At 66.1% G+C, this 26,433-nt stretch carries 26 protein-coding genes and 1 pseudogene; 17 read left to right on the top strand and 10 right to left on the bottom strand.

Annotated features, from left to right (window positions below; translation table 11 throughout):
- The first annotated feature begins 45 nt into the window (after positions 1-45).
- Positions 46-1,281, top strand: coding sequence for a phage major capsid protein (locus tag DMB80_RS21795; RefSeq protein ID WP_111511775.1), 1,236 nt, complete (start codon positions 46-48; stop codon positions 1,279-1,281).
- Complete coding sequence (locus DMB80_RS28210) at positions 1,278-1,448, top strand: hypothetical protein (protein WP_162938656.1); 171 nt, start codon at positions 1,278-1,280, stop codon at positions 1,446-1,448. Before DMB80_RS21795 ends, DMB80_RS28210 begins: the two co-directional genes overlap by 4 nt.
- A 525-nt stretch (positions 1,449-1,973) precedes the next feature.
- Here the strand turns inward: DMB80_RS28210 and DMB80_RS21790 are convergent.
- Positions 1,974-2,309 carry a hypothetical protein gene (locus DMB80_RS21790; protein WP_111511774.1) on the bottom strand — a complete coding sequence of 112 codons (336 nt, stop codon included), beginning with the start codon at positions 2,307-2,309 and terminating at the stop codon, positions 1,974-1,976.
- 469 nt (positions 2,310-2,778) lie between these two features.
- Between DMB80_RS21790 and DMB80_RS21785 the strand changes: the two genes are divergently transcribed.
- Positions 2,779-3,099 (top strand): hypothetical protein, encoded by a 321-nt coding sequence (locus tag DMB80_RS21785; protein WP_111511773.1) that lies wholly within the window; start codon positions 2,779-2,781, stop codon positions 3,097-3,099.
- 11 nt (positions 3,100-3,110) lie between these two features.
- Here the strand turns inward: DMB80_RS21785 and DMB80_RS21780 are convergent, their stop codons facing one another.
- Positions 3,111-3,752, bottom strand: a complete 642-nt coding sequence (locus tag DMB80_RS21780; RefSeq protein ID WP_162938655.1) for a helix-turn-helix domain-containing protein — start codon at positions 3,750-3,752, stop codon at positions 3,111-3,113.
- 491 nt (positions 3,753-4,243) lie between these two features.
- On the opposite strand from DMB80_RS21780, the gene DMB80_RS21775 reads away from it, so the two are divergent.
- From DMB80_RS21775 to DMB80_RS21765, 3 genes are all read left to right on the top strand, one after another.
- Positions 4,244-5,311 (top strand): hypothetical protein, encoded by a 1,068-nt coding sequence (locus DMB80_RS21775; protein ID WP_162938654.1) that lies wholly within the window; start codon positions 4,244-4,246, stop codon positions 5,309-5,311.
- Between the two features lie 74 nt (positions 5,312-5,385).
- The gene (locus DMB80_RS21770) at positions 5,386-6,513 is read left to right on the top strand and encodes a hypothetical protein (RefSeq protein WP_111511770.1); all 1,128 of its coding nucleotides are present in this window, start codon (positions 5,386-5,388) and stop codon (positions 6,511-6,513) included.
- A gap of 447 nt (positions 6,514-6,960) precedes the next feature.
- A complete protein-coding gene (locus DMB80_RS21765) occupies positions 6,961-8,343 on the top strand; it encodes a cation:dicarboxylate symporter family transporter (protein ID WP_111511769.1) in 1,383 nt (460 codons plus the stop codon).
- Positions 8,344-8,478: 135 nt separating this feature from the next.
- On the opposite strand, the gene DMB80_RS21760 is transcribed toward DMB80_RS21765, so the two are convergent.
- Complete coding sequence (locus tag DMB80_RS21760; RefSeq protein WP_240431328.1) at positions 8,479-9,666, bottom strand: lipid-transfer protein; 1,188 nt, start codon at positions 9,664-9,666, stop codon at positions 8,479-8,481.
- Between the two features lie 101 nt (positions 9,667-9,767).
- Here DMB80_RS21760 and DMB80_RS21755 point away from each other — a divergent pair, with 101 nt between their 5' ends.
- Genes DMB80_RS21755 through DMB80_RS21745 form a run of 3 tightly spaced genes read left to right on the top strand, consistent with a single transcriptional unit; the run spans position 9,768 to position 12,533 of the window.
- On the top strand, positions 9,768-10,814 hold the full coding sequence (locus tag DMB80_RS21755; RefSeq protein WP_111511767.1) for an NAD(P)H-dependent amine dehydrogenase family protein: 1,047 nt from the start codon (positions 9,768-9,770) through the stop codon (positions 10,812-10,814).
- Positions 10,815-11,666 (top strand): class II glutamine amidotransferase, encoded by an 852-nt coding sequence (locus DMB80_RS21750; RefSeq protein WP_111511766.1) that lies wholly within the window; start codon positions 10,815-10,817, stop codon positions 11,664-11,666.
- Between the two features lie 9 nt (positions 11,667-11,675).
- Entirely contained in the window at positions 11,676-12,533 is an 858-nt protein-coding gene (locus DMB80_RS21745; RefSeq protein ID WP_111511765.1) for a patatin-like phospholipase family protein, read from the top strand.
- On the opposite strand, the gene DMB80_RS21740 is transcribed toward DMB80_RS21745, so the two are convergent.
- A complete protein-coding gene (locus tag DMB80_RS21740; RefSeq protein ID WP_111511764.1) occupies positions 12,522-13,514 on the bottom strand; it encodes a patatin-like phospholipase family protein in 993 nt (330 codons plus the stop codon). The genes DMB80_RS21745 and DMB80_RS21740 overlap by 12 nt on opposite strands.
- Before the next feature lie 51 nt (positions 13,515-13,565).
- Between DMB80_RS21740 and DMB80_RS21735 the strand changes: the two genes are divergently transcribed.
- The gene (locus DMB80_RS21735) at positions 13,566-13,931 is read left to right on the top strand and encodes a VOC family protein (protein WP_048422926.1); all 366 of its coding nucleotides are present in this window, start codon (positions 13,566-13,568) and stop codon (positions 13,929-13,931) included.
- A 4-nt stretch (positions 13,932-13,935) separates the two neighbouring features.
- Here DMB80_RS21735 and DMB80_RS21730 read toward each other — a convergent pair whose 3' ends face one another.
- A complete protein-coding gene (locus DMB80_RS21730; RefSeq protein WP_073682190.1) occupies positions 13,936-14,379 on the bottom strand; it encodes a lipoprotein LpqV in 444 nt (147 codons plus the stop codon).
- Positions 14,380-14,557: 178 nt separating this feature from the next.
- On the opposite strand from DMB80_RS21730, the gene DMB80_RS21725 reads away from it, so the two are divergent.
- Together DMB80_RS21725 and DMB80_RS21720 are read left to right on the top strand one after the other, a co-directional pair.
- Positions 14,558-15,082, top strand: a complete 525-nt coding sequence (locus DMB80_RS21725; RefSeq protein ID WP_046362025.1) for a cysteine dioxygenase — start codon at positions 14,558-14,560, stop codon at positions 15,080-15,082.
- Between the two features lies 1 nt (position 15,083).
- Positions 15,084-15,455, top strand: a complete 372-nt coding sequence (locus DMB80_RS21720) for a rhodanese-like domain-containing protein (RefSeq protein WP_111511763.1) — start codon at positions 15,084-15,086, stop codon at positions 15,453-15,455.
- On the opposite strand, the gene DMB80_RS21715 is transcribed toward DMB80_RS21720, so the two are convergent.
- The 3 genes from DMB80_RS21715 to DMB80_RS21705 are packed head-to-tail and all read right to left on the bottom strand — an operon-like array spanning position 15,452 to position 19,000.
- A complete protein-coding gene (locus tag DMB80_RS21715) occupies positions 15,452-17,143 on the bottom strand; it encodes an alpha/beta hydrolase (RefSeq protein ID WP_111511762.1) in 1,692 nt (563 codons plus the stop codon). The two genes, DMB80_RS21720 and DMB80_RS21715, sit on opposite strands and share 4 nt — an antisense overlap.
- A 22-nt stretch (positions 17,144-17,165) precedes the next feature.
- Entirely contained in the window at positions 17,166-17,942 is a 777-nt protein-coding gene (locus tag DMB80_RS21710; protein WP_111511761.1) for an enoyl-CoA hydratase, read from the bottom strand.
- Positions 17,943-17,965: 23 nt separating this feature from the next.
- Positions 17,966-19,000 carry an enoyl-CoA hydratase/isomerase family protein gene (locus DMB80_RS21705; RefSeq protein WP_111511760.1) on the bottom strand — a complete coding sequence of 345 codons (1,035 nt, stop codon included), beginning with the start codon at positions 18,998-19,000 and terminating at the stop codon, positions 17,966-17,968.
- A gap of 160 nt (positions 19,001-19,160) precedes the next feature.
- On the opposite strand from DMB80_RS21705, the gene DMB80_RS21700 reads away from it, so the two are divergent.
- Both DMB80_RS21700 and DMB80_RS21695 read left to right on the top strand, forming a co-directional pair.
- Positions 19,161-20,015 carry a Bax inhibitor-1/YccA family protein gene (locus DMB80_RS21700; RefSeq protein ID WP_046362062.1) on the top strand — a complete coding sequence of 285 codons (855 nt, stop codon included), beginning with the start codon at positions 19,161-19,163 and terminating at the stop codon, positions 20,013-20,015.
- Between the two features lie 163 nt (positions 20,016-20,178).
- Complete coding sequence (locus tag DMB80_RS21695; protein WP_111511759.1) at positions 20,179-21,051, top strand: hypothetical protein; 873 nt, start codon at positions 20,179-20,181, stop codon at positions 21,049-21,051.
- A 33-nt stretch (positions 21,052-21,084) separates the two neighbouring features.
- Here DMB80_RS21695 and DMB80_RS21690 read toward each other — a convergent pair whose 3' ends face one another.
- Both DMB80_RS21690 and DMB80_RS21685 read right to left on the bottom strand, forming a co-directional pair.
- Entirely contained in the window at positions 21,085-22,302 is a 1,218-nt protein-coding gene (locus DMB80_RS21690) for an acetyl-CoA C-acetyltransferase (RefSeq protein WP_111511758.1), read from the bottom strand.
- Between the two features lie 38 nt (positions 22,303-22,340).
- Complete coding sequence (locus DMB80_RS21685) at positions 22,341-23,315, bottom strand: SGNH/GDSL hydrolase family protein (protein ID WP_111511757.1); 975 nt, start codon at positions 23,313-23,315, stop codon at positions 22,341-22,343.
- A gap of 194 nt (positions 23,316-23,509) precedes the next feature.
- On the opposite strand from DMB80_RS21685, the gene DMB80_RS21680 reads away from it, so the two are divergent.
- From DMB80_RS21680 to DMB80_RS27910, 3 genes and pseudogenes are all read left to right on the top strand, one after another.
- Entirely contained in the window at positions 23,510-24,580 is a 1,071-nt protein-coding gene (locus DMB80_RS21680; RefSeq protein ID WP_111511802.1) for an alpha/beta hydrolase, read from the top strand.
- A gap of 29 nt (positions 24,581-24,609) precedes the next feature.
- Entirely contained in the window at positions 24,610-26,004 is a 1,395-nt protein-coding gene (locus tag DMB80_RS21675) for a cystathionine beta-synthase (RefSeq protein WP_111511756.1), read from the top strand.
- Between the two features lie 255 nt (positions 26,005-26,259).
- A pseudogene (locus tag DMB80_RS27910) lies at positions 26,260-26,433 on the top strand (cystathionine beta-synthase); the annotation flags it as partial.

Genomic DNA, 26,433 nt, shown 5'->3' with positions numbered 1-26,433 from the left:
ACCGGCACGGCAGCGGCGACCACCAACCCCAAGGTGGTTACTCCCGTGCATCAAGGTCTCGACGACCCCAACGGCCTGCGTGAGCTGCGCAAGACGCTCCGCGACCGCCGCAAAGACATCGCCGCCAGCATGGCGGAGTATCCGCGCCGAGCACGCTCACAAGGTCGCGCCAATCTGTCGCGCGCTGAGACGCATGAGTTCCAGAAGAGGCGCCGCCTGGTACGGGCAATCGATGAGCGCATCAAGGAGCTTAACGGCGAGATCAAGCGCACCGGTACCCAGAGCCCTGTGCTGCAGCGGATCACCGCGGCTGAGCAAGGTGCCCGGTCGGTACCGGTCAAGGTCTCCCGAGCTGCGCAGGTCGCGCCGTTGACGTTCGATCCCGAGTCGCTGCGCCGCGTCCACCAGGGCGTCGTGAACGGTGAACCTCGGCGCATCGAGGCGCGAGCCTTCAACAGCGTCGACAGTCTGTTGCCAGCGCAGTTGTGGCCCACCGTCATCGGTCCGATGCACGACAACCGCATCCTCGACCGCATCCCCACGTTCCAAACAGAGCTGCCCGTCGTCGAGTACATCAGGCACACCGCGACCACGGGTGCGCCCGCCATCGTCGCTGAGGGAGCCGCCAAGCCTGAGTTGGTGTTCACCACCGATCGAGTGCTTGCGACGGTGCAGAAGATCGCGGCCCACGCAGGTGTCTCCTGGGAAATCATTCAAGATTGGGAGTCGTTTTTCAGCTACGTCCAGACTGAGCTTGCCGCTCAGGTGGTCGACGTCGAGAACGCTGAAATCCTCAGCGGCGCAGGTACTACCGGCCACCTCGCCGGCTTCCTCACTACCAGCGGCATCCTGACCCACACGATGACCACCGAGACGGCGTTGGATGCGGTGGAGATGGCGGTGGCCAAGCTGCGCGTGGGAGCGGCCAAGGCGACGGCTGATCTTTTCATCTTGCACCCGTCGACGTGGTCAGCGATCCGGCGCACCAAAGACGGCCAGAGCAGATACCTCACCGCGCCAGACCCGACGGCCGGCGAGGCGTCGAGCGTGTGGGGAGTGCCGGTCCTGGTGACCACGCAGCTTGCCTCAGGTAAAGGCGTTCTGTTGGACACCACCAAGTTCGGGCGGGCTCTGGTACGCGAGCCGCTGAATCTGCGCTTCGGATACAACGTCGACGACTTCACGAAAAACATCTACCGCGTGATCGCCGAGGAGCGCCTGACGCTGCAAGTCGAGCGGCCTCCCGCTGTCCTGGCCCTTGATGGTCTGCCGACCTCATGAGGCGCCTAGAGGTCGTGGACCCGTTCCAAGTCGTGCATGACGGACAGGTGCACAAGCCCGGAGACGTAGTAGAGATCGCAGATGAGGTTGGCGCGCTGTGGCTCGCCAGTGGATGGGTGAAGCCTGCCGCGGCCGCCAAGAAGGCCGCTCCGCGCAAGCGCACCTAGAGTGCTCCGCGTCGTCACACACGACCAGTCGCCCGGTCTGGGGGGCGGCGCGGTGGAGGCGGTCAGATGCCGCCCAACGGTTCTTGCGTCCACGGGCGCAAGGGGGAGCCAAGTGCCGGGGCTCCCGTGGGGCGCGGCTCTAACGAAGGGGGCCGCGCCCCACACCGCTCAAGACATGGTGGTGGGGCTGGTCGTTCCAGACGCTCTGGCCGCAGCCTTCACACGTGTGCCAGCCGACGCGGTAGCGGCCTGCCAGCCACGCAGCCTTCTTCTCCCGACCCCGCCGGTGGATACACCAAAGCAGGTAGGCGAGTGCAATCAGCCATAAGGTCAACATGGGGAGAGTTCCTTTCGGACCGGGTGCCGGGGCGAACTCGCTGTCTGAGTCAGCCGCCGGGCGGGGTGATTACGTCGGGGCGCAAGTCTTGGATGTCAACGGATGTCCGCCCGAGATCTGAGGGCCGGCCTGGGCGAGACGCCGACGAGGCGATCCCTCGCGGGACCGCCTGTCGGGACTGCGGGGGGTCAGGTGAGCGGGGCACTCTCAGCAGGGACCACGACCGCGTCCAACCCTTTGGAGCGGTAGCGCTCCGCAGCGGCATCCGCCTGCGCCTCAGTGGCGTGGAAACTCCAGATTAGGCCCGCCTTGCCTGCGGCGCTCTTGGCCTCGGGGTCGGCGACGTCCACCGCGAAAGCGCAGGCGGTGGTCCCGGTCTTGCGCCGGTTCACCCTGCCTCCGCGTCCCTCCGCGATCCCGACGTACTGGGTCTTCACCTCGTCGGCGGTCTGGCCGGTCTCTTGGTTCACCACATCCGCGCGGGTTGTGGTGGTCTTCCGGGTCTGGGTGCTGGTGCTGGCCATCGTGGTCTCCTCCGGTGCTTCGGCTGGGCCTCTCCCTGCCGTACACCACCAAGTGTAGTGTCACGAAAAGCCCTGGGCTACAATGCATCCCAGCACGCGGCGGTGTGAAGGAACACGTCCGCAACCCCTTGCACTGTCCCGCAGTCGATGCGCTCTCCCGCGCGCGGTGGTGAGGCCCGAATGTGCCTCAGTAACAGGAGGTCTCGGGCAGGATAGTGGGGGAAGGGTTGATGCGGCGCCGGGACCAGACGCGCTAGCCCACTGGCCCCGGTCAGCCACCGACTTAGCTAGACGGCTGCGCCGCACCAACTTCAAAGGCTCGGGTGGCTGCCTCAGAACTCGCGCGTGCAGCGCTTGGGACTAGCCGGAGGTGCTGTTAGTTCTCCCCCCGTGACGCAAGTAGTCATTACTCGCTCAAACTTGGCTCGTCACAGCCTCATTCCACCCCGCATCTGACTACCGTTGCCGTATGCCGCGAGTTAGCCTTGAACAGCGCGCAGAGCGCGACGTACGCGTCATGCGCCTCTTTTTCCAGAGTCTCAGCTACCGGGACATCGGCCGGCAAGTCGGACTGTCCTGCCGTGGCGTCCAGCTCGCGGTGAAGCGCCACACGCAGTACAGTTCGCGCGCGGCCACCCAGCTTGAGGAAGACGTCTACCTGGAGCGGCTGGAGACCCTACTTAGAGCTGTCTGGCCAGCCGCGTGTGAGGGCAACCTGGATGCCGTTGAGCGCGCCCGCCGCATCCTGGCGCAGCAAGCGCGCTTCTTCGGCCTCGATGTGGACGCCTAGAGTCGGCTGTACTACGCGTCCAGGTCGATGGGATTGCCAATGATCGGGACCCCAATGGTGCCGCCGCTGCGGTGCTTTGCCTGAGCGTCCTGTTGCCTTTTCTTCTGGCTGTCGGCTATGACCGCCCGTGCATCCTCAAGAAGCTTTATCGTGGCCGCGAGGTCTTTGCTCATTTGCGTTAGAACACCCAGCTGCTCACAAACTTCAGCGTTGATGGAGATGCGCTGAGCATGCCGGTAAATGAGCGCGATTTTCTTCATCGTCGCGTTTGTCGCATCACTTGCCGTGGGAGCCGTCTCATTTGAGACACGGCCGTGCAGGCTCCGTGAGACGGTGTCCTTGCTATAGCCGCTCACCTTGGCGATCTCTCTGAGGCTCATCTTCCCGGACTGGTGCAGGACGCTGAAGACTTGGCCACGATCCTCCGCAGATAACCGCAGGGGTATCTCGCCGAAAATTATCGTCAAGTAGTCGGCGCAGGTTCGGAACCCGAGCGCATCCCAGGCTCGGCCCTCCACCGCTTGAATCAGCAGCTTGGCAATCTCCTTGGCGCTTGACTCCGCAGTCTGTTTGATTGACTCCGTAAGGCGCAGCGCTCCGTCTTTAGCGAGCATTGCCGGTCGCCGCTCGCAAGCTTCTTTGTTGACATTCATGGCGGATCTTTCTCGGGCGATTGTTATCCGGCAACAACCGCTGTTGCCGGTCTATCCCAAGCCATGAATCCCGCAAAGCGCGAGCAAGATCCAGTGTACTTGCTCGGCCCTGCGGACCGTCCCATCAGCGCTGGGACAATTTGGCGCTGTGCGGCAGCGTCGGCGCACGGGCCTCGGCCGCCTTGTCGCGCTTCTTGAGGGTCACGGTCTTTTTGGTGCGCGCTTGGTCGATCCCTTCTTTTGAAATTCAGCAACGCTCTCGTGGATGACGGAAACGGCCGCGCCAGGATTCGTCGCTCCTACTCCTTTGTTGTGGGTCGGTCTCCTACCTGCCCGTATGTGCCAAGTTCGTGTGGCGGAATTTGCGTTAGCTACGCTTTTATCGAACAAGTGTTCTAGCCTCTTGGCGAACTTGTGACACGCCCTTGCGGATGTATCTCAGTGCCCGGTGGCATGGCGTTAGGCTCGCGTTTCAACGCTTGGGGGTAGCAATGACGAACTTTGATGACCTGAAGTCGCAGCGCGTCTCGCAGGTGTGGCCGCTACGCGCGGGAGCTAAGCCCACTCCTAGCTTGGACGCCCTCTTGGCTGCTTTGAATGAGCTCGACAAGCGCCTTGAGTTGATCAGGACGATTGACATGCCTGCAAGCGTGGTGGTGCTAATCGAGAACATTCGTACTCGTATAGCCCACCTGGCTAACACCCTTAACGAGCAGATCGTGCTCGGGGGTGTCAACAACGCCAAGCCAGCTGAAATACGGCTAGGACACTTGGTTGACCGCAAAGAACTTGATTCCCTGAGGGAAATTGCCGGAGTAATTCAACCGAACCCCGAAATCCCGGCATCGCGAATACTCGATAACATGCGCCAATTGATGGGTCACATCAATAGCTGGGAGGACTCAGCTGTAGGCCAAGCGCTAGACGATCTGGCCGAACTCCAGGACAGCGAACCAGGTGCACTCACTATTAGTGACGACCTAAGGCAAGCAATTTTGGGGAGGAGGGGAGCTCAACGAATAAGGCGGCTAGAAGAGCGCGCGCAGAGATCAGTCGAAAACATCAGTGGAGCCGCGCGCGAAGTCGGCAAAGCCCTCCTATCCACAACCTTCGACCAACTCGCCAAAGCTGAAGCCAAGCGGGCATCCCACTGGAACACATTGGTGATGCTGTTTGTCGGAATCGCGGCTCTGCTGTCAGTGGCGGGTGTATGGCTGAACGAGGTCGACATCATCGACATCAACGGCGTCACGGGTCTTCTACAGAAGGCGCTTGTGGTCGTCCCGTTCTTGGCTCTGGCGACCTATGCAGGCCGCATCTCTGCTCAGCACCGGAAGGTTGCGCAGTACCTCTGGCTGCTTGGGGTTCAAGTTGACTCAGTGCGAGGCTTTATCGACGGGCTACCGCAGCGCGTTCAAGATGAAGTGATCTTGGTACTGGGCCGCCGCGCATACTCGGAGCCCGGGGTTGCGAACTCAATGGACGGCTCGGTCGGGGTGCCACCTGAGCAGCTGGGGCCAATCATCGAGAAGGCCATCGAGGCCGCCCGCAAGTCGTAGGCCGCCACTTGCCGCTCGTCCGGCAAATGGCGGGCGGGCGCCGAGGTTAGGCTCACCGGCATGGGTGGGATGGGATGACCGACAACGAGAGCGATAACGCTCAGGCGGAGCCGGATGGACAGCCGCGATACAACGCGCCGATCCAACGCCTGATGCGCGGCGAAGCCGCCGATACGCAGCGTTCAGCCTATGAGGCCGCCGTAAACGCAGTCGGCGCGCTAATTTCGATCCTTGAACGCGCTGTACAGGTTCAATTCAAAGAGCCCGTCAAGCCTAACGCGGCCAGAATCTGGTGGAACGTGGCGTTCAGGTTCACGCAGTTGCAGGACCTATTGCACGAGTTGATCGTCATTGTTGCCCCTCGTGGGTCGGCGTCACAGCGAGAGGTTAGTATCGAATTTGGGCTTTTGATTGACGCAGAGCAGCTACAGGCTCTCGCTAATCTGGTCAATGGCGCATCGGCCACGCTCCGGGAATACAACCCCGCCACGGCATATTCCGCGGATCAGGCCATCGATTCCCTAGACATCGTCCTTACAAAGTGGGACAACGAGGTAATTCCGCAGGCCCTTGATGATTTGGCTGAGGCTCAGCGACGCCGATCGTGGACGATACGACCAGGTGAGTATGTTGACGAGCTACTGAGCGAAAGGCGTAACCAGCGTCTAGCCACGCAGGATCAGGTTGCTGATGATCTCGTCGAGCGTCTGGTCAATCTGGGTAATAGAGGAGGCTCCGAAGGCCTGGCGCAGACCTTCTCTGACCGGGCGGACAAGGAAGAAGACGCGGCTTTTACTTGGACGTCTCTGGCCGTAATTTTCGTCATCCTCGGGATAGCCCTACCGGTCATTGTCCTATCGCTAGAGGACCAGATTCTGGTTCAGCTGACTGACACGACGGGCACGATTGTCAAGGCGCTTATAGGTGTTCCGTTGTTCGTTTTGGCGGCCTATGCAGCCCGCGTCGCGTCTGAATGCCGACGCATGGCAGGGCATATGAGGACGTTGGTGAACCAGATCGACGCCGTGAATCTTTTTGTGGCACCCCTGCCGAAGCCCGTCCAGGAAGAGATCATCGCGGCGCTTGGCCGGCGAGCGTTCTCGGAACCGGGCATCACTACATCGAAAGATGCTTCTGACATCCCGGCCCCCGTTCTCCTCGACAAGCTGCTTGAGGTCGTGAAGGAACTGCGCAAGCCCTAGTCCGTCACCCCGGACTCGTAGCCTGGCCATCGTGCAGCTGGGCGACGTCTTCTGGGATGGCCGCGCATGGGTCGTCGCCGCGCCTAGTAGCTGCCCACTGGGTCACCCACTTGGTCCCGGTCAGGTCCTCGTTGGCAATATGCCCTGCTCGTGTGAAGCACGCGGCCACGTCACCTGGTCCTGCCGCCGGTGCTGGAACAGCCGGTACGGGCCACCTTTCGGCCCTGGTTGTGAGCCCCTGAATGGGCCAGCAGAAGTGACTTGGTGAGTGTGCTACGGCGGTAGGCCAGTTAAACGTAATGCGCTACTTACGGTCTCCGGCCACCTGGCCGTTAGGCCGTTTAGTACAGCGCAACCTTGTACTTAATGAACTAAAACGTGACCTGGCTCACGCGCTGGCTGACCATCCTTTCAGACCACTCAGTCATCCCAGTTCGGAGGAAGCACATGACCACCACCGTCGACCGGCCCCCCACACCGGAAGCGCCCAAGCGGCGCGACCGCACCCACTGGCTCTACATCGCCGTCATCGTCGCGGTGATCGCCGGCGTCGGAGTCGGGATCGTCACCCCCGAGGTCGGCAAGAGCCTCGGCGTCCTCGGGACGATGTTCGTCGCGCTGATCAAGATGATGATCGCGCCGGTCATCTTCTGCACGATCGTGCTGGGCATCGGATCGGTGCGCAAAGCCGCCACCGTCGGCAAGGTCGGCGGCCTCGCGTTCGTGTACTTCCTGGCGATGTCGACGTTCGCACTGGCGATCGGCCTGGTCGTCGGCAACCTCCTCCATCCGGGTGAGGGCCTGAACATCAGCTCGACCACGGCCGCCAAGGGCGCCGAACTCGCCGACAAGGCACACGAGGCCGGTGGCCTGATGGACTTCGTCCAGGGCATCATCCCCACCTCGTTGTTCTCCGCGCTGACCGAGGGCAGCGTGCTGCAGGCCCTGTTCGTCGCACTGCTGGTCGGTTTCGCAGTCCAGGCGCTCGGCCGCACGGGCGAGCCCGTCCTGCGCGGTGTCGAGCACCTGCAGAAGCTGGTGTTCAAGGTCCTGAGCATGATCCTGTGGCTGGCACCGATCGGCGCCTTCGGCGCCATCGCCAACGTCGTCGGTCAGACCGGCTGGTCCGCGGTCGGACAGCTGCTGACGCTGATGCTCGGCTTCTACATCACCTGCGCGATCTTCGTCTTCGGCATCCTCGGCTCCCTGCTGCGGGTGGTCTCCGGCATCTCGATCTTCAAGCTGGTGCGCTACCTCGCTCGCGAGTACCTGCTCATCGTGTCGACCTCGTCGTCCGAGTCGGCGCTGCCGCGCCTGATCGCCAAGATGGAGCACCTGGGCGTGGACCGCTCGACCGTGGGCGTGGTCGTGCCCACCGGCTACTCGTTCAACCTCGACGGCACCGCGATCTACCTGACCATGGCGTCGCTGTTCATCGCCGGCGCGCTGGGTGACCCGCTGTCGATCCCTGAGCAGATCGGTCTGCTGGTGTTCATGATCGTCGCCTCCAAGGGTGCGGCCGGTGTGACGGGCGCGGGGTTGGCGACGCTGGCCGGCGGCCTGCAGGCCCACCGCCCCGACCTGCTCGACGGTGTCGGCCTGATCGTCGGGATCGACCGGTTCATGTCCGAGGCGCGGGCGCTGACCAACTTCTCGGGCAACGCGGTGGCCACGCTGCTCGTCGGGTCGTGGACCCACACCATCGACAGGGGCAAGGTCGACGATGTGCTGGCGGGACGAGATCCGTTCGACGAGCTGACGATGGTCGACGACGGACACGGCTCACGCGTTCAGGAGCCGCAGCAGGAGAAAGCCCCTGCCGCGGTGTAGGACGCGAGAGGAAAGACCCGGCCGGTGCTTCCCGGCCGGGTCTTTTCATGTCCGTTTCTTTGCGCGACCAGACGCGAACTCGAGTATTTCGCCCGGCGTGTCACTCGAGTTCGCGACTGGTCGCCGGAAGAAACCTCAGCGTTCGGCGCGCTGGTACGCCGTGACGACCGCCGCGCCACCCAGCCCGATGTTGTGCTGCAGCGCCGCCGTCACACCGTCGACCTGACGCTTGTCAGCATCGCCGCGCAGCTGCCAGGTCAGCTCGCTGCACTGGGCCAGACCCGTCGCACCCAGGGGGTGGCCCTTCGAGATCAGCCCGCCCGACGGATTGACCACCCAGCGTCCGCCGTAGGTGGTGTCCTCGTCGTCGATCAGCTTCGGCGCCTCACCGGGCCCGCACAGCCCGAGGGCTTCGTAGAGCAGAAGCTCGTTGGCCGAGAAGCAGTCGTGCAGCTCGATCACCTGGAAATCCTGCGGCCCGAGGCCGGACTGGTCGTAGACCTTCTGCGCGGCCTGCACGTTCATGTCGTAGCCGATGATGTTGGCCGCGCTGCCGTCGAACGTCGACGCGAAATCGGTGGTCATCGCCTGCCCGACGATCTCCACCGCCCGGCCGGCGAGGCCGTGCCGATCGACATAGTCCTCGCTGGCGAGCACCACCGCCGCCGAGCCATCCGAGGTCGGCGAGCACTGCAGCTTGGTCAACGGATCGGAGATCATCTTCGCGGCCAGGATGTCGTCGAGGCTGTACTCGTCCTGGAACTGTGCGTACGGATTGTTCACCGAGTGCTTGTGGTTCTTGAACCCGATCTTGGCGAAATGTTCGGCGGTGCTGCCGTACTTCTGCATGTGCTCGCGGCCCGCAGCCCCGAACATCCACGGCGCCACCGGGAACTGCATCGCGTCGATGTCGTTGAGCGCGAGAATGTGTCGCTTCATCGGAGACTCCCGATCGTCGGCGCCACCGCCGAGTGAGCCCGGCTGCATCTTCTCGAAGCCCAGCGCCAAGACGCAATCGGCCAGCCCGCCGCGGATCGACTGGGCGCCCAGGTACAGCGCCGTCGACCCTGTCGAGCAGTTGTTGTTGACGTTCACGATCGGGATACCGGTCATTCCCAGCTCGTAGAGTGCCCGCTGACCCGACGTCGAGTCGCCCGAGCAGTACCCGACGAAGCCCTGCTCGATCGCCGAGTAGTCGATGCCGGCGTCGGTGAGCGCGTTGGTGCCGGACTCCCGCGCCATGTCTGGGTAGTCCCAGCCCTCCCGTCGCCCAGGCTTTTCGAACTTGGTCATCCCCACGCCGACCACGAACACACGCTTCATGTGCTGATCCCTTCGCCAATCGCGACCGGCCCGCCGGGCGCTGGTGTACATCTGAGTAGAACACGTTCCAGTTCTTTGTCGGCACTGTTGGAGGAGGCGGGATGGCGCTGCGCGTCGTGCAATGGGCGACCGGCGGTGTCGGCGTCGCCGCGATCAAAGGCGTACTCGAGCATCCCGAGCTCGAACTCGCCGGTTGCTGGGTGCACTCGGCCGCGAAGGCCGGACGCGACGTCGGCGACCTCATCGGCGTGGCCCCGCTGGGCATCACCGCCACCGACAGCATCGACGAGATCCTCGCGATGGACGCCGACGCCGTCATCTACGCCCCGCTGATCGCCAACTCCGACGAGGTCATCGCACTGCTGCGCTCAGGCAAGAACGTCGTCACCCCGGTCGGTTGGCTGTATCCCAGTGAGCGCAGCGGTGCGCCGCTGCGGGAGGCCGCACTGGCCGGCAACGCCACCCTGCACGGCACCGGCATCGCGCCCGGCGGCATCAGCGAGAAGTTCCCGCTGATGCTGTCGGCGATGTCGACCGGCGTCACCTTCGTGCGCGCCGAGGAGTTCTCCGACCTACGCACCTACGAGGCACCCGACGTGCTGCGGCACGTGATGGGTTTCGGTGAGACACCGGACAAGGCACTCACCGGGCCGATGCAGAAGATGCTCGACGCGGGATTCATCCAAGCCGTCCGAATGTGTGTGGACCAGTTGGGTTTTCACTCCGATCCCCGAGTGCGGGCGACGCAGGAGATCGCCGTGGCCACCGCCACGATCGACTCGCCGATGGGCCCGATCGAGCCCGGACAGGTGGCGGGACGCAAATTCCATTGGGAAGCGCTCGTCGACGGTGAGCCCGTGGTCCGGGTGACGGTGAACTGGCTGATGGGGGAGGAGCACCTGGACCCCGCCTGGTCCTTCGGCCCGGCCGGGCAACGCTACGAGATGGAGGTGCGCGGCAACCCCGACTTCACCGTGACGGTGACGGGCTTCCAATCCGAAGTCGGCGGGCAGGGTCCTGAATACGGCGTCGTCGGCACGGCCGCCCACTGCGTGAACTCGGTACCCGCGGTCTGCGCCGCCGCGCCTGGCATCGCCACCTACCTCGACTTGCCTCTGATCAGCGGCAGGGCCGCACCCCACCTGTAGATGTGCCGCCTGTTCGGGATGCACGCCGGGACGGCCGTTCCGGTGACGTTCTGGTTGCTCGACGCCCCCGACAGCTTGGCCGAACAGGGCCGCCGCAATCCCGACGGCACCGGCCTCGGCTACTTCGACGCGGCCGGACAACCCGTGGTGGACAAGCAACCGCTGGCCGCGTGGCAGGACGCCGCGTTCGCGCGCGAGGCCCGCGACGTGGTCGCGACGACGGTGCTGGCCCACGTGCGCTACGCGTCCACCGGAGCCCCCGACCCGACCAACACCCACCCCTTCGTGCAAGAAGGCCGGTTGTTCGCCCACAACGGCGTCGTGGCCGACCTGGACGTGCTCGACGCGCGGCTGGCCGAGCTGGGTATCTCCGAACTGGTTGTGGGGCAGACGGATTCGGAACGGGTGTTCGCGCTGATCACCGGCGCGATACGAGCCCGCGGCGGTGACGTCACCGCCGGCCTGATCGATGCCGTCGGCTGGCTGGGCGCCCACGTCGGCGTGTTCGCGATCAACATCCTGCTGTGCACCGCGACCGAGATGTGGGCGCTGCGCTACCCGGACACCCACGACCTGTACGTGCTCGATCGCCGCACGCCCGCCGACCACACCCCGTTCGAGATGCGCAGCAGCAGAATCAACGCCCGGTCCTGCGACGGGCCGTCGGTGGTGTTCGCGACCGAGCGGATGGACGACGACCCCGCCTGGCGGCCCCTCGGCGACGGCGAACTGGTGCACGTCGGACCCGGACTGGAGCTCACGTCGACCACCGGCGTCCTCGCCCCGCCGACGCACCGCCTGAGCGTCGCCGATCTGAACCCGGTAGCGGCGGCGAGTCAGACCGTCCGGTAGAACAGGAGGGTGACGACGCGTCGTGCCCTCGTGCTGGCCGGTGGCGGACTGGCCGGAATCGCCTGGGAGACAGGTGTTCTGCTCGGTATCGCCGAGGAGGCGCCCGCCGCGGGTCGGGCGCTGCTGGCTTCCGACGTCCTGCTCGGCACCTCGGCGGGGTCGACGGTCGCCGCGCAGCTCTCCAGTGACCTGCCGCTGGAGGAGTTGTTCGCCCGTCAGCTGTCGGAGACCTCACCCGAGATCCACCCGGGGGTCTCGGTCGACGGCATCACCGAGCTGTTCCTGGACGCCATGATGACCCCCGGCACCACCAAGGAGCAGAAGCTGACGAAGATCGGTGCCGTCGCCGCCGCCACGGACACCGTCGACGAAGCGGTGCGCCGTGAGGTGATCGCCCACCGGTTGCCGTCGCACGACTGGCCGTCGCGCGATCTGCGCGTGACCGGAATCGACATCGCCACAGGCGAACTCGTGGTTTTCGACCGCGCCTCCGGAGTCGATCTGGTCGATGCGGTGGCGGCCAGCTGTGCTGTTCCCGGCGCGTGGCCCACCGTCACCATTGCCGGCAGGCGCTACATGGACGGCGGTGTCGGCAGCTCGGTGAACATGTCCGCCGTCTCCGACTGCGACACCGCCGTGGTCCTCGTGCCGTCGGCACCCGATGCGCCGTCGCCGTGGGGGACCGGCACGGCCGACGAGATCGCCGCCTTCGCAGGGGCCACGCACGCGGTCTTCGCCGACGCCGAGGCTTTGGAGGCGTTCGGCCCGAACCCTCTCGACCCGGCCTGCCGGGCACCCTCGGCGCAGGCCGGCCGTGCGCAGGGCCGGCGCGAAGCGGCCCGCATCGCGCAGTTCCTAGGCCTCTGACGCGGACACGGTGGCTTCGAGCGTGTCCAGTGCGGCGCTGGCCAGCTCCTGGCCGATGTCGATCACCTCGCTGGCGCGGTGGAAATCCAAGCTCCGGCACACCGTGCGCGGCACCTCGATCAACAGATCGGGTGGATAGGCCGCCAGGGTGTGCCGGGCCAACGCCGCCTGCGCGATGTCGATGACACGGTTCATCACCTCGAAGCCGCTCAACCGCGGCACCACGGGCATCACCGGTTCGCTGGGAGCCTCCAGGTTCCGGGGGGTGGGCTCGTCGTCACCCACGACGAACCGGCCCATCACGGCGCGCCCCGTCGGGGTGTCCAGCAGTGACCGCGCGGCCTTGGAATCCAGCAGCGACGACGAACTGCGCCACATCCGGTTCAACCAGTCGCCGGTGGCCTGCCGGGGTTCCCGGTCGCGGCGGTGCGCTTCGGGGTCATCCCCGGAGAGACTAACGGCGATCGTGACATCGGCGGTGACGGCGGCTATCGGAGCCATCGGCAGTGGATCCAGGATTCCGCCGTCGGCCAGCAGTCGACCGTCGAGCACATGCGGAGTGATGACGCCCGGAATCGCGATCGACGCCCGGATCGCGTCATCGACCGGACCGCGCTGCATCCACACGGACTTGCCCGTGATCAGATCGGTGGCCACCGAGGTGTAGGGAATCGGCAGGTCCTCGATCCGCACCTCGCCGAGGATCTCCCGCACCGCGTCGAGGATCTTCTCGGCCCGCAGCACCCCCGCCGCCGTGATCGACGGATCGAGCAGGCGCAACACCGCCCGCTGGGTCAGCGAACCGGCCCAGGTCGTGTACTGGTCGAGCCGCCCCGCCGCTTCCAGGCCGCCCACCAGAGCGCCCATCGACGACCCCGCGATACCGACGATCTCGTGGCCCCGCTCGTGCAGTTCGTTGATCACTCCGATGTGGGCGTACCCGCGGGCCCCTCCGCTGCCCAACGCCAATGCCACCCGCATCCGCCCATTCTCGCTTGCATGAGCCGACCGCGACGGGCAACCCTGTCCCTCATGATCGGAACACTGCGTTCAGTCGTCGTCGACTGCCCCGACCCCCTCCGCCTGGCGCGTTTCTGGGCCGAGGTTCTCGGCGGCGACATCACCCAGGAGGACCCGGACTGGGTGGTGGTCACCGGTCCGGACGGGCGCCGGCTGGCGTTCCAGCTGTCTCCCGAACACCGGCCGCCGCAGTTCCCTGACCCGCACGCCTCGCAACAGATCCACTTCGACGTGATGATCCCCGAGGACCAGCTCGAGGCCGCTCAGGCCGAGGTGATCAGGCTGGGTGCGACATGGGTGCAGGACGTCGACGAGGACCAGTTCCGGGTGTACCGCGACCCGGCCGGCCACACGTTCTGTTTCGTCTGGAACGACTGAGGCGCTAGCCGCACAGCGCGTCGGCGGCCGACTCGACCGCGACGATGATCGCCGACTGCTGCCCGGCCGACAGCTGCGTCCAGCTCTTGTCGAACTCGCCCGACCCGACCGTCGGCGCGCTCTGCAGCATCTTCAGGTACGGCTCGATCTGCGCCTTCGGGTCACCGCCGTGGGTGTCCATATAGGTGCGCGCCGCACGGCAGTTCTGGAAGTAGTCGTCCTCCGTGGACTCCGCGGGTGCGCCCACCTTGGTCGTCACGCCACCCGGTGAGACCTCGACGGCGTCGGGGGCCAGCGATTCGGTGGCAGTCGTCGGGGCCGCGCTCGCCCGGGTGGACGAGGACGTCTCGGTGCTGGGCGTGGACGGGGTGGGTGTCGACGAGCAACCGGCCAGTGCCAGCAGGCCCGGTGCGGCGAGCAGAACGACCCGGACGGCGAAGGGGACCATCCCGTCAATCTAGCCGCGACGTGCGCAATTCCAGATTCACGGTGAGATTAAGTCCCGGACCTGGCCAATCGCCTGGTCTCGTGCCACAGTGGGAGCGTGCGCAACGGAATGACTCGGGAGTGTTGTCGGGCCTGACCCCGACCCCCCACTTCGTCCGTTCCACCTCTGGAGTTCTCCCATGGTTCTCGCTCCCACCCGTCTGCGCCCAGCTGACCTGCTGCATGCCACCGATCGGTACGCCGCCGACGTCCTCTCCGGTCGCTTCGACGACGTCCTTCCGGTCGGTGGACCGCCCACCACCGAGCGCTGGTACACCCGCCTGCACGGCGACGACGAGCTCGACGTCTGGCTCATCAGTTGGGTGCCCGATCACGCTACCGAGTTGCACGACCACGGTGGCTCCCTCGGTGCACTCACTGTCCTATCCGGCGCGCTACGCGAAACCCGATGGGATGGAAAGCAATTGCGCAATCGCCGGCTCGAGGCCGGCGACCAGGCCGCGTTCCCGCTCGGCTGGGTACACGATGTGGTGTGGGCTCGCGAGAGCGTGTCGCTGTCCACCCCGATCGTTGCGCCGACCCCGACACTGAGCGTGCATGCCTACTCACCGCCGCTCACCGCGATGTCCTATTACGAGGTGTCCGAGCGAAACGCGCTGCGCCGCAAGCGGACCGAATTGACCGACCAACCGGAAGGGAAGTGACATGGGAAGCCGTATCGATGTGGTGCTGGAGAACGCCCGCACGAAGATCAACCGACTGACCGCAGACGAACTGCCGGTCGCCCTGCGACGCGGAGCCATCCTCGTCGACATCCGGCCCGCCGCCCAGCGGGCCATCGAAGGCGAGGTCCCCACCGCGCTGATCATCGAGCGCAACGTGCTCGAATGGCGACTCGACCCCACCAGCGATGCCCGGATTCCACAAGCCGTCGACGACGACGTCGAATGGGTGGTGCTGTGCTCCGAGGGCTACACGTCCAGTCTGGCCGCGGCGGCCCTGCAGGAGATCGGTCTGCACCGCGCCACCGACGTCGTCGGCGGATACCACGCCCTCAAAGGCGTGCTCGTCTACTAGGAACTCTCGTCGCTGCGCAGCAGCGGCCTCAGCTTCTCCGTCTTGGCCGCAGACCACCCGGGCGGCAACAGGATCGACGCCCACGCGTCGGCGACGTTGCGCACGTAGACGTGCCCGTGTCCGTCGGGCACATTCACCGCCACCGCCATGTCGGCAGACACCTGAAGGAACGTCACGACCGGAATCCACTCCATGTCGGGGGAGACGTCGTACCCGCGCGGCTCCCGCAGCCAATCCGGTTTGGCGAACAGCAGATCCGGGTTCCACCACGCAATCGGGTCCGAGGCGTGCTGCAGATAGACGACGCGCGGCTGGCCCCACGGATCGTGCGGGCGCTGCAGGTCTTTCGGCTGCGCGACGAATCGCACGTTCTCGCCCTGGTCGTAGATCGGCAGCCATTGAGGGGAGCCGGGATCCCGGTTGATGGTCAGGTCGGTCCAGATGGTGTTGTTGAACGTCGGGCCGCTGAACAGCGCGCCGTCGGTGCGGGCGATCAAGTTGTTCAACGCCAGGAACGGGGCCTCGCCACCGAAGGAGCCCAGGCTTTCCCCGAACACCACCAGCTTGGGCCGCTGCGCCTCGGGCATCGCGCGAACCAGCTCGTCGACGGCTTCGAACAAGGCCTGACCGGCCTGCCGTGCATTCTCTTTGTCCACCAGGAACGACAACCAGCTCGGCAGGAACGAGTACTGCATCGACACGATCGCGGTGTCGCCGTTGTACATGTACTCCAGCGAGGTGGCCTCGGCCTCGTTGATCCAGCCCGTACCTGTCGTGGTGGCCACTGCCACCACCGCGCGGTCGAGGCCCCCGGTGCGCTGCAGTTCTCGCGCGGCCAGCCTCGCGGTGGCCTTGATCCCGTCTGCGGAGTTGAGGCCGGCGTAGGCGCGGATGGGTTCGACGGCCGGGCGGCCGTTGAACGCGCTGAGCTCGTCGACCGACGGCCCCCCACCTACGAACATGCGCCCCTGATGGCCGAGCGACTCCCAATCGACCAGCGATCCCGGGCCACCGGAGCGCAGCGGCGTGTCAGGCGCCGGATTGTCCGGATCGGTCTCGTCGTTGACCGCCGCGAACGTGCTGTTGATGGTGCTCATCGCGAACCGTACGACGATGCCGTTCAGCAGCGCGATCGTCAGAGCCAGCAGCAGCGTCACCACGATCACGGCCGAAACGCGCGGCGGCGCAACACGATCGAGCTGGCGTACCAGGAAACGCACCAGCCGGCGGATCAGTTGGCCGATCTCGACGAAAGCGAACAGCGTGACCACCGAGATCGCGGCGGCCAGTGGGTAGTCCCAGAACGTCAGCCGCGGCACTCCCATCAGGTCCCGGACGTCGTCCTGCCACTCGTGGAACCAGATGATCGCCAGCACCATGCCGATCGCGCCCACCACCACCAGGATCAGCCAGGCGCGGCGGGGAGGGGGCGGGCTGGAATCCTTGGACCGCATGTAACGCACCAGCCACACCGAGAACACGCCGATGGCGTAGCCGAAGGCGCCCGCGCCTCCGCTGACCAAGCCCTGGAACAGCGGACCGCGGGGCAGCAGTGACGGCGTGAGCGACAACCACAGGAACACCAGTCCCACTGCGGTACCGGTGAATGTGTAGCGGCGTACCCACCACGCTTTGCGGGCGGTCTCGGCGCGCGGCTCGTCCTCCGGCGGGGCGACGGTGACGGTCACGAAGGCATGTTAGCCGTGCATGTCAGCGGTGGCTGAAGTTCGGCGAACGCTTCTCGGTGAACGCGGCCATGCCCTCGGTCTGATCGTCGGTCGCGAACGCGGAGTGGAACAGCCGGCGCTCGTAGAGCAGGCCCTCGGCGAGCGTCGACTCGAAGGCGCGGTCGACCGCTTCCTTGGCCATCCTGGCGGCGGACAGCGACATACCGGCGATCGTCTGCGCTGTGGCCGTGGCTTCCTCGAGCAAGGAGTCGGCCGGGACCACGCGGGACACCAGCCCGGCCCGTTCGGCCTCCTCGGCTCCCATGGTGCGACCGGTCAGGATCAGATCCATCGCCTTGGCCTTGCCGATCGCCCGGGTCAGCCGCTGCGAACCGCCCATGCCCGGCAGCACGCCCAGCTTGATCTCGGGCTGGCCGAACTTCGCGGTGTCCGCGGCGATCAGGATGTCGCACATCATCGCCAGCTCGCAGCCGCCACCGAGCGCATGCCCCGCGACCGCGGCGATCGTCGGTGTGCGCGTGGCCGCGAAGTTCCCCCAGGCGGCGAAGAAATCTGACGAGAAGACCTCGGCGAACGACAGATTCGCCATCTCCTTGATGTCCGCACCGGCGGCGAACGCCTTCTCGTTGCCGGTCAGCACGATGGCGCCGATGCCGGGATCGGCGTCCAATTCGGCTGCAGCGGAGGTGACATCGTTCATCACCTGACTGTTCAGCGCGTTGAGAGCTTTCGGTCGGTTCAGCGTGATGGTGGCGACGCGGCCCTCGCGGGTGACGAGGATGGTCTCGTAGTCGGTCATGGCTGCTCCTGGTGCGTCTCGGTCTAGAAGGTCAGGTCGGGGTCGGTGGCCTGGAAGTAGGCTTCCACGTCGGCGTCTGTGACAGCATCCAGCGTCGCCGGATTCCACTGCGGGTTGCGGTCCTTGTCGATGACCTGCGCCCGGATGCCCTCGACCAGATCATGGGAGCGCAGCGCCGCGCAGGACACCCGGAACTCCTGCTGCAGAACATCTTCCAGTGATGACAACGAGCGGGCGCGGCGTACGGCCGCCAGCGTCACCGACAGCGCGACGGGGGAGCGGGAGCTGATCAGATCGGCAGCCTTGGTGGCCGCGGGGTCCTCCTCGTTGCGCAGGGCATCGACGATGCCGGCGACAGACTCGCCCGCGTAGCAGCGATCGATCCACTCACGATGACCCGCCAACTCGCCGGCCGGCGGCTCCTGCGCGAACTTCGCGACCGCGCGGTCCACGCCGTCGGACTCGATCGCTTCGACGAACGAGGCGAGATCGGCGTGCGGTACATAGTGGTCGGCGAAGCCCATCGCGATCGCATCGGCACCACCGAACGGCGCGCCCGTCAGCGCGGCGTGAAGGCCGAGTAACCCCGGTGCATGGGCCAGGATGCGGGTGCCGCCGACGTCGGGCACGAAGCCGATGCCGACCTCCGGCATGGCCATCTTCGTCGCCTCGGTGACCACGCGGACGTCCCCGTGCGCGCTGATGCCCACGCCGCCGCCCATCGTGATGCCGTTCATCAGCGCGACATACGGTTTGGGGTAGCGGCCGATGTACGCGTTGAGCAGGTATTCGTCGTGCCAGAACTGGCGAGCCTCGGCGCCACCGGCCTTCGCGCTGTGGTAGATCGCGACGATGTCACCGCCTGCGCACAGGCCACGGTCGCCCGCGCCGGAAACGACGACCGCGTGGACGTCGTCGTCGTGCTCCCACGCCGTCAGGGCGGCCGTCATCTCGGTGACCATCGGGTGGGTCAGGGAGTTGATGGCCTTGGGTCGGTTGAGGGTCAGGTGCCCGACATGCCCGCGCACCGTTACTAGGAGATCCTCGTTTTGATCCACGCCAGCAATCTAGATCGTCGCCCCTGATCGGAGGGCGCCGGGTAAGGTTCCTGTGAGAAGGCTGGGAACAGATTCGATTCTCGGGAACCGTCCCGACGTGTCGATCGTTGAACCGATGTTCGGCACAGGCCGAATCACGACATCAGGAAAGGAACCGACGGTGCGCGAGAGCAGCAACCCGGTATTTCGCACGCTGCCCAAGGGGCAGCAAGGCGGATACGCGCAATTCGGTACCGGAGCCGCCGGCTACGGTGCGCAAGCGGTACACGCCGATCCCTATGCCACCTACCCCGATCAGCGTCAGACGGGTGTTTCGCGCCCGCTGACCATCGACGACGTCGTCACCAAGACCGGCATGACGCTGGCAGTGCTGTCGGCCGTTGCCGTGGTGTCGTACTTCCTGGTGGCGTCCAACATCGCGCTCGCCATGCCGTTCACGCTGATCGGCGCGCTCGGCGGTCTCGTCCTGGTGCTGATCGCGACCTTCGGCCGTAAGCAGGACAACCCCGCCATCGTGCTGACCTACGCGGCGCTGGAGGGCCTGTTCCTCGGTGCGTTCTCGTTCGTCGTCGCCAACCTGATGGTCTCCGGTGTCAGCGCCGGCGCTCTGATCAGCCAGGCGGTCCTCGGCACCCTCGGCGTGTTCGCCGGCATGCTCGTCGTCTACAAGACCGGCGCCATCCGGGTGACGCCGAAGTTCACCCGCTTCATCGTGGCCGGCCTCTTCGGTGTGCTGGCGTTGATGCTGGGCAACTTCGTGCTGGCGCTGTTCGGTGTCGGCGGCGGTGAGGGCCTCGGCCTCCGCAGCGGTGGCCCCATCGCGATCATCTTCTCGCTGGTCTGCATCGGTCTGGCGGCGTTCAGCTTCCTGATCGACTTCGACTCGGCCGACCAGATGATCCGCGCCGGTGCGCCGGAGAAGGCAGCCTGGGGTATCGCGCTGGGCCTGACCGTGACTCTGGTGTGGCTCTACATCGAGATCCTGCGCCTGCTCAGCTACTTCAACAGCGACTAGTCATCGCGCGGAGAGGGGCGCTCACCGAAAGGTGGGCGCCCTTTTTCGTGTCGTGGTGTGCTTCCACGCCGAAACTGCTCACAGATCGCATTTCATCCACAGATTGCGATCTCCCCGCAGTCTGGGCGCCGATTGGGATCTTGCAGCGTGTGATGGTGGCGCCATGACGCCACCGATCTGGCCGTTTGTCGGAAGCGAAGCCATCGCCGATGGTCGCGTGAAGAAGCATCAACTGCGCTCGAGCTATCGTGCAGTCTTCCCGGATGTCTACGTTCCATGTGGCGTCGAGCCCGGGCTCGAGCATCGCGCCGCAGCGGCATGGTTGTGGTCGCATCGCGAAGGAGTGATCGCCGGGCTGACAGCGGCGGCCCTGCACGGTGCAGCATGGATCGACGACACGCTGCCGATCGAACTCGTCTGGCCGAATGCCCGGCGGCCGCTGGGGGTGCGCACCATGGACGCCCGGTTGCGCTCAGACGAGTTCATGGTCCGCCCCGACGGGATGAGACTGACGACGATCACGCGAACTGCATACGACCTGGCGCGGCGGGGCCGAATCGGTGAGGCGGTCGCACGCGTGGACGCCCTGGGCCATGCCACGGGCCTTCGCGCCGAGGACGTCCTCGCCTGTGCTCGCGCGCACCGCGGCGCTCGGGGGCTGCGACAACTCGAGAAGGTCATGGACCTCTACGACGCGGGATCGGCGTCACCGAAAGAGACCTGGTTGCGGCTATTGATCACTAGCGCCCACTATCCGCGCCCACACACGCAAATTCCGGTGCGCAGTGCGGACGGCCGGCGTCGGTACTACCTCGACATGGGGTGGCCCGACGCGATGATCGCGGTCGAGTACGACGGAGAGCAGCACCGCGTCGACGACGCGCAGTACGCCAGAGACATTCGCCGTTCCGAGGATCTGCGTGAGATCGACTGGCTGGTGGTCCGTGTCATCAAGACCGACCGGGAGGTCGACATTCGGGCCAGAATCGCCCGCGCATGGGCCGCGAGATTGCGGGGAGATCGAGAAATCAGCTGATGACGCGATCTCCCCGCAGTCTCGGCGCAGAAGTCAGGAGAGGCGCTCCACGACCATCGCCATGCCCTGCCCGCCGCCCACGCACATCGTCTCGATGCCGAAGGTCTTGTCGTGGGTGGCCAGGTTGTTCAGCAGCGTGGCGGTGATCCGGGCGCCGGTCATGCCGAACGGATGCCCGAGCGCGATCGCGCCACCGGAGACGTTCAACTTCTCCTCGTCCATGCCGAGCTCACGCGCCGACCCCAGCACCTGAACCGCGAACGCCTCGTTGATCTCGTACAGGTCGATGTCGGAGATCGACATCTTCGCGTTGCCCAGCGCCTTGCGCACTGCCTCGATCGGGCCGAGGCCCATGATCTCCGGCGACAGACCCGACACACCTGTCGACACGATGCGCGCCAACGGGGTCAGCCCCAGCTCCTTGGCCTTGGTGTCGCTCATGATGACCACCGCGGCCGCACCGTCGTTCAGCGGGCACGCATTGCCTGCAGTGATCGTGCCGTTGGGCCGGAACACCGGCTTGAGCTGGCTGACGGCCTCGTAGGTGGTGCCGGCGCGCGGGCCGTCATCGGTGCTGACGACGGTGCCGTCGGGCAGCGTGACGGGCGAGATCTCCCGCTCGAAGAACCCGCTCTTGATGGCCTCTTCGGCCCGGTTCTGCGACCGCACGCCCCAGTGGTCCTGGTCCTCACGGCTGATCCCGGTGTGCAGCACGACGTTCTCCGCCGTCTGGCCCATCGCGATGTACACGTCGGGCAGCAGGCCGTCCTCGCGCGGATCGTGCCACTCAGTCGCGCCCGCGGCGGCCTGATCGGTGCGGGCCTGAGCGTCGGCGTACAACTCGTTCTTCGAGTCCGGCCACCCGTCGGAGGTGCCCTTGAGGAAACGCGACACGGTCTCCACGCCGGCCGAGATGAAGGCATCACCCTCGCCCGCCTTGATCGCGTGGAAAGCCATCCGCGTGGTCTGCAACGACGACGAGCAGTACCGGTTGACCGTGGTGCCCGGCAGGAAGTCGTAACCCAGCTGCACCGCCACGGCGCGGCCGATGTTGAAGCCCGCTTCACCGCCGGGCTGCCCACAGCCCAGCATCAGGTCGTCGATCTCGCGCGGGTCCAGTGCCGGCACCTTGTCGAGCGCCGCCTTGACCATCTGTGCGGCCAGATCGTCGGGCCGCATGGACACCAGGGAGCCCTTGTTGGCGCGGCCGATGGGGGAGCGGGCGGTGGCGACGATGACGGCTTCGGGCATGACGACTCCTCGGTAGACAGCGAGAACTATCTGTGAACCTAGCTCGCAGCCACGACGATCGGCGCTGGGACCCCGGTGGAGCGGCGCCACAGCCGGCCGAGATTGCCGATCCGCGACAGCAACGATCCCTCACCGGAGCGCGATTCCAGGGCCGCCTCGGCGGGCTCGCTGCTGACGAACTCACCGAGCGCAGCGCACAGCGCGGGCAACAACTGCTGGGCGGCCAACGAATAGCCCGCCGCCGAGGGGTGGAACATGTCGGGTGAGAAGAGCTCGTCGGGCGCCTCGTAGAAGTGCGGTGCCAACAGGTCGGAGAACGGCACCGGCACGCCGCCGGCAGCCCGCACCTCGCCGGCCTGTGCCCGGGCCAACCGCAGGCCGCGGCCGCGCGCCACCCAGCGCAGCGGCTGCGGAATCGCCTTGATCACCCCGAAGTCCGGGCATGTGCCGACGACGACGACCGCGCCGCTGCTGCGGAGCCGTTGCACCGCGCGGCCCAACCGGCGCGCCGACGGCCCCAGCCCGTTGGGGGCGGTGATGTCATTGGCGCCGATCATGATGACCGCCGCGTCCGGGGGCGGACCCGCGACGAACATCGCGTCGATCTGACCGGACAGTCCCTTGGACGTGGCACCGACGATCGCCTTGGTGCTGAGCCGGATGCGCTTGCCCGATTCCTTCGCCAGGCCGCGGGCCAGCAGCACGCCGGGTACTTCGTCGGCGGTCGCGCAGCCGTAACCGGTCGCGGTGGAGTCCCCGAAGATCATCAGGTGCAGGTCGAACGGCACGCCGCGATACCAGCGGGTCACGGGGCCGCCGTCGGGTGAGTAGACCCCGTCGGCGCGTGGGGGGACGTCCCAGGACTTCGGGATGACGCGGCGAGCCTGATCTGCCTGTCCGGTGAGCAGGTTGCGCGCCCCGACGTACAGCGACCCGGTGGACGCGAGCGTCGCGACTGCCGCCAGCGCGACGGTCGATCGGCGGACGTGAGGAGCGCGGTGGCTGGAGCCCACGTGTGCGAGTTTAGGTGGGCCCCCGCCGGATAACCGACCGGCATACGGAATCCGCGGTCACAGTGCGGTATCAAGTCCGGTATCAATCGCGTTTAAACGATTGTGATAATGGTTACAAGTGCCAAGCTAAGTACAGAGGTTGTCTGAGTATCTTGGCTGATCCCGGTACTACAACGGCGTAGGGAGTGGTGGCGATGACGGCACCGAGCAAGGTCCCCAGTACTGCACACCTGGGCATCAAGCCTGGTCGTGAACACAAACCACGCCGTTTCCCGGTCAGTGACGGGGCCCCGGTCGAGGTCGTCGAGGACGGTCCGAGTATCGCCGGACGCTTGCTGGGCCTGGCGGCGATGGCGACGATCAAGCCATTCCTCTCCGTTGGCAGCTACGCCCCCAAGCTGCCCTGGCCGTGGGGTGTGGTGGACTTCGCCGCACGCGTCATCCGCCCGGTCCCCGGCACCGTGCGGGCGACGATCTCGCTGCCCCACTGCACGGCTCAGCTGGTGCGTGCGGCGGGTGTCCTGCCCGCCGACGGTAAGCGCAGCGTGATCCTCTACATGCACGGCGGCGCGTTCCTGACCTGTGGCGTACACACCCACGGTCGTCTGGTGACCGCGCTGTCGCAGTACGCCGATGCGCCGGTGCTCGTCGTCAACTACCGAATGATCCCCAAGCATTCGGTGGGCACCGCACTCGACGATTGCTTCGACGCCTACCGCTGGCTGCGGGAGACCGGCTACGAGCCGGATCAGATCGTGCTCGCCGGTGATTCCGCGGGCGGCTATCTGGCGCTGTCGCTGGCCGAGCGCCTGCAATTCGAGGGCGTCGAGGGCTACGGTTCCGAGACCCCCGCGGCCATCGTCACGATGTCCCCTCTGTTCGAGATCGACAACGAGGCGCGCGCCGAGCATCCCAACATCGGTAGCGATGTGATGTTCCCGCCCAAGGCTTTTCACGCACTGATCGAGTTGATCGAGCAGGCCGGAAAGAAGCGCGTCGTCAACGGCAAGCCCGAGGAGACCTACGAACCGCTCGACCACATCGAGCCCGGCCTGCCACGCACGCTGATCCACGTCTCCGGCTCGGAGGTACTGCTCAGCGACGCGAGGAAAGCGGCTCGTCTACTCGCCGAGTCCGGGGTGCCGGTGGAGGTCCGTGTCTGGCCCGGCCAGATGCACGTCTTCCAGCTCGGCGCGCCGGCAGTACCCGAGGCCAGCCGGTCGATCAAGCAGATCGGTGAGTACATCCGAGAGGCCACCTGGTAGTCGCCTGGCGGGCCTGAGACGATGGATGCATGCGCATCGCCCGGCACGTCAGTGAGCTCATCGGCAACACCCCTCTGGTGCAACTGAACTCGGTGGTTCCGCCGGGGTCGGGGACGGTGGCCGCCAAGGTGGAGTATCTCAATCCGGGCGGCAGCTCCAAAGACCGCATCGCGATCAAGATGATCGATGCCGCCGAGGCCAGCGGCGCGCTCAAGCCGGGAGGCACGATCGTCGAGCCCACGTCGGGTAACACCGGTGTCGGCCTGGCGCTGGTCGCACAGCAGCGCGGCTACAAGTGCATTTTCGTCTGCCCGGACAAGGTCAGCGAGGACAAGCAGAACGTGCTGCGGGCCTACGGCGCCGAGGTCGTGGTGTGCCCGACCGCCGTCGCGCCCGACGATCCCGACAGCTACTACAGCGTCTCCAACCGGTTGGTGAGCGAGATCGACGGAGCGTGGAAACCCGACCAGTACTCCAATCCGATGGGGCCGGAGAGCCACTACGAGACCACCGGGCCGGAGATCTGGGCGGACACCGACGGCAAGATCACCCACTTCGTGGCCGGCGTGGGCACCGGCGGCACCATCACCGGTGCCGGCCGCTACCTCAAAGAGGTCTCCGACGGTCGGGTCAAGGTCGTCGGCGTCGATCCGGAAGGCTCGGTGTACTCGGGCGGCACCGGGCGGCCCTACTTGGTGGAAGGTGTCGGCGAGGACTTCTGGCCCACGGCCTACGACCCCGCGGTGCCCGACGAGATCATCGCCGTCTCGGATGCGGACTCGTTCGAGATGACGCGGCGGCTGGCACGTGAAGAGGCGCTGCTGGTCGGCGGGTCGTGCGGAATGGCCGCCTACGCCGCGATCCAGGTCGCCGAGCGCGAGGGTCCCGACGCCCTGGTCGTGGTCCTGCTGCCCGACGGCGGCCGCGGCTACCTGTCCAAGATCTTCAACGACGGCTGGATGTCCTCCTACGGGTTCCTGCGCAGCCGACTGGACGGCTCGGTCGCCGAGTCCACGGTCGGTGACGTGCTACGCGGCAAGTCCGGGGCGCTGCCCGACCTGGTGCACACCCATCCCGCGGAGACGGTGCGTGACGCGATCGGCATCCTGCGGGAGTACGGGGTGTCCCAGATGCCGGTGGTCGGTGCCGAGCCGCCGGTGATGGCGGGCGAGGTGGCAGGCAGCGTGTCCGAGCGCGAGCTGCTGTCCGCGGTGTTCGAAGGGCGCGCCAAGCTCGCCGACGCCGTCAGTGAGCACATGAGCCCGGCGTTGCCGTTGATCGGCGCCGGCGAACTGGTGAGCACCGCGGCGAAGACACTCCGCGAGTGCGACGCCGTGATGGTGGTCGAGGAGGGCAAGCCGGTGGGTGTGCTGACGCGGCACGATCTGCTGGGCTACCTGTCCGACACCAGCTCGCGACGCTGAGCGCACAGCGGATAAAACCGCTGTTCGCAGCCGTCTCTCAGGTATGGTGATCTCGCTTGCTGCCAGCTAAGAAACAGACTGGAGGCACCATGGGCGAGCAACCGCCGGGGTCTCGGCTGTCCCCGCCGTATGGGGATCGGTTGTCTCGCTGCCGAATTCAGTCTGCACGCCGTGGCTTGGCCGGTTGCTCGCCAGACTTTCGTCCAGCACTGAACCATCCGAGCCGAGGAGGAAGATTCGATGACTGACAACCCGGGCGGTTACCCGCCCCCCGGTGGATATCCGCCGCCCCCCGGCGGCCAGGTCGCACAGCAGCGCGGCTACAAGTGCATTTTCGTCTGCCCGGACAAGGTCAGCGAGGACAAGCAGAACGTGCTGCGGGCCTACGGCGCCGAGGTCGTGGTGTGCCCGACCGCCGTCGCGCCCGAC

The organism is Mycobacterium kyogaense (assembly GCF_003254575.1).
Classification (GTDB): domain Bacteria; phylum Actinomycetota; class Actinomycetes; order Mycobacteriales; family Mycobacteriaceae; genus Mycobacterium; species Mycobacterium kyogaense.
The sequence above is the reverse complement of the archived record's forward strand: the minus strand, read 5'-3'. Positions and strand labels throughout refer to the sequence as shown.

What these genes read in the sequence shown, in the direction of transcription:
- DMB80_RS21740 (WP_111511764.1), bottom strand. Translation starts at nt 13,514, where the DNA reads ATGCGGGTGGCATTGGCGTTGGGCAGCGGAGGGGCCCGCGGGTACGCC.
- DMB80_RS21710 (WP_111511761.1), bottom strand. Translation starts at nt 17,942, where the DNA reads ATGACCGACTACGAGACCATCCTCGTCACCCGCGAGGGCCGCGTCGCC.
- DMB80_RS21770 (WP_111511770.1), top strand. Translation starts at nt 5,386, where the DNA reads ATGACCGACAACGAGAGCGATAACGCTCAGGCGGAGCCGGATGGACAG.
- DMB80_RS21675 (WP_111511756.1), top strand. Translation starts at nt 24,610, where the DNA reads ATGCGCATCGCCCGGCACGTCAGTGAGCTCATCGGCAACACCCCTCTG.
- DMB80_RS21765 (WP_111511769.1), top strand. Translation starts at nt 6,961, where the DNA reads ATGACCACCACCGTCGACCGGCCCCCCACACCGGAAGCGCCCAAGCGG.
- DMB80_RS21725 (WP_046362025.1), top strand. Translation starts at nt 14,558, where the DNA reads ATGGTTCTCGCTCCCACCCGTCTGCGCCCAGCTGACCTGCTGCATGCC.
- DMB80_RS21760 (WP_240431328.1), bottom strand. Translation starts at nt 9,666, where the DNA reads ATGAAGCGTGTGTTCGTGGTCGGCGTGGGGATGACCAAGTTCGAAAAG.
- DMB80_RS21730 (WP_073682190.1), bottom strand. Translation starts at nt 14,379, where the DNA reads ATGGTCCCCTTCGCCGTCCGGGTCGTTCTGCTCGCCGCACCGGGCCTG.
- DMB80_RS28210 (WP_162938656.1), top strand. Translation starts at nt 1,278, where the DNA reads ATGAGGCGCCTAGAGGTCGTGGACCCGTTCCAAGTCGTGCATGACGGA.
- DMB80_RS21775 (WP_162938654.1), top strand. Translation starts at nt 4,244, where the DNA reads ATGACGAACTTTGATGACCTGAAGTCGCAGCGCGTCTCGCAGGTGTGG.
- DMB80_RS21680 (WP_111511802.1), top strand. Translation starts at nt 23,510, where the DNA reads ATGACGGCACCGAGCAAGGTCCCCAGTACTGCACACCTGGGCATCAAG.
- DMB80_RS21750 (WP_111511766.1), top strand. Translation starts at nt 10,815, where the DNA reads ATGTGCCGCCTGTTCGGGATGCACGCCGGGACGGCCGTTCCGGTGACG.
- DMB80_RS21735 (WP_048422926.1), top strand. Translation starts at nt 13,566, where the DNA reads ATGATCGGAACACTGCGTTCAGTCGTCGTCGACTGCCCCGACCCCCTC.
- DMB80_RS21720 (WP_111511763.1), top strand. Translation starts at nt 15,084, where the DNA reads ATGGGAAGCCGTATCGATGTGGTGCTGGAGAACGCCCGCACGAAGATC.
- DMB80_RS21690 (WP_111511758.1), bottom strand. Translation starts at nt 22,302, where the DNA reads ATGCCCGAAGCCGTCATCGTCGCCACCGCCCGCTCCCCCATCGGCCGC.
- DMB80_RS21790 (WP_111511774.1), bottom strand. Translation starts at nt 2,309, where the DNA reads ATGGCCAGCACCAGCACCCAGACCCGGAAGACCACCACAACCCGCGCG.
- DMB80_RS21755 (WP_111511767.1), top strand. Translation starts at nt 9,768, where the DNA reads ATGGCGCTGCGCGTCGTGCAATGGGCGACCGGCGGTGTCGGCGTCGCC.
- DMB80_RS21780 (WP_162938655.1), bottom strand. Translation starts at nt 3,752, where the DNA reads ATGAATGTCAACAAAGAAGCTTGCGAGCGGCGACCGGCAATGCTCGCT.
- DMB80_RS21785 (WP_111511773.1), top strand. Translation starts at nt 2,779, where the DNA reads ATGCCGCGAGTTAGCCTTGAACAGCGCGCAGAGCGCGACGTACGCGTC.
- DMB80_RS21695 (WP_111511759.1), top strand. Translation starts at nt 20,179, where the DNA reads ATGACGCCACCGATCTGGCCGTTTGTCGGAAGCGAAGCCATCGCCGAT.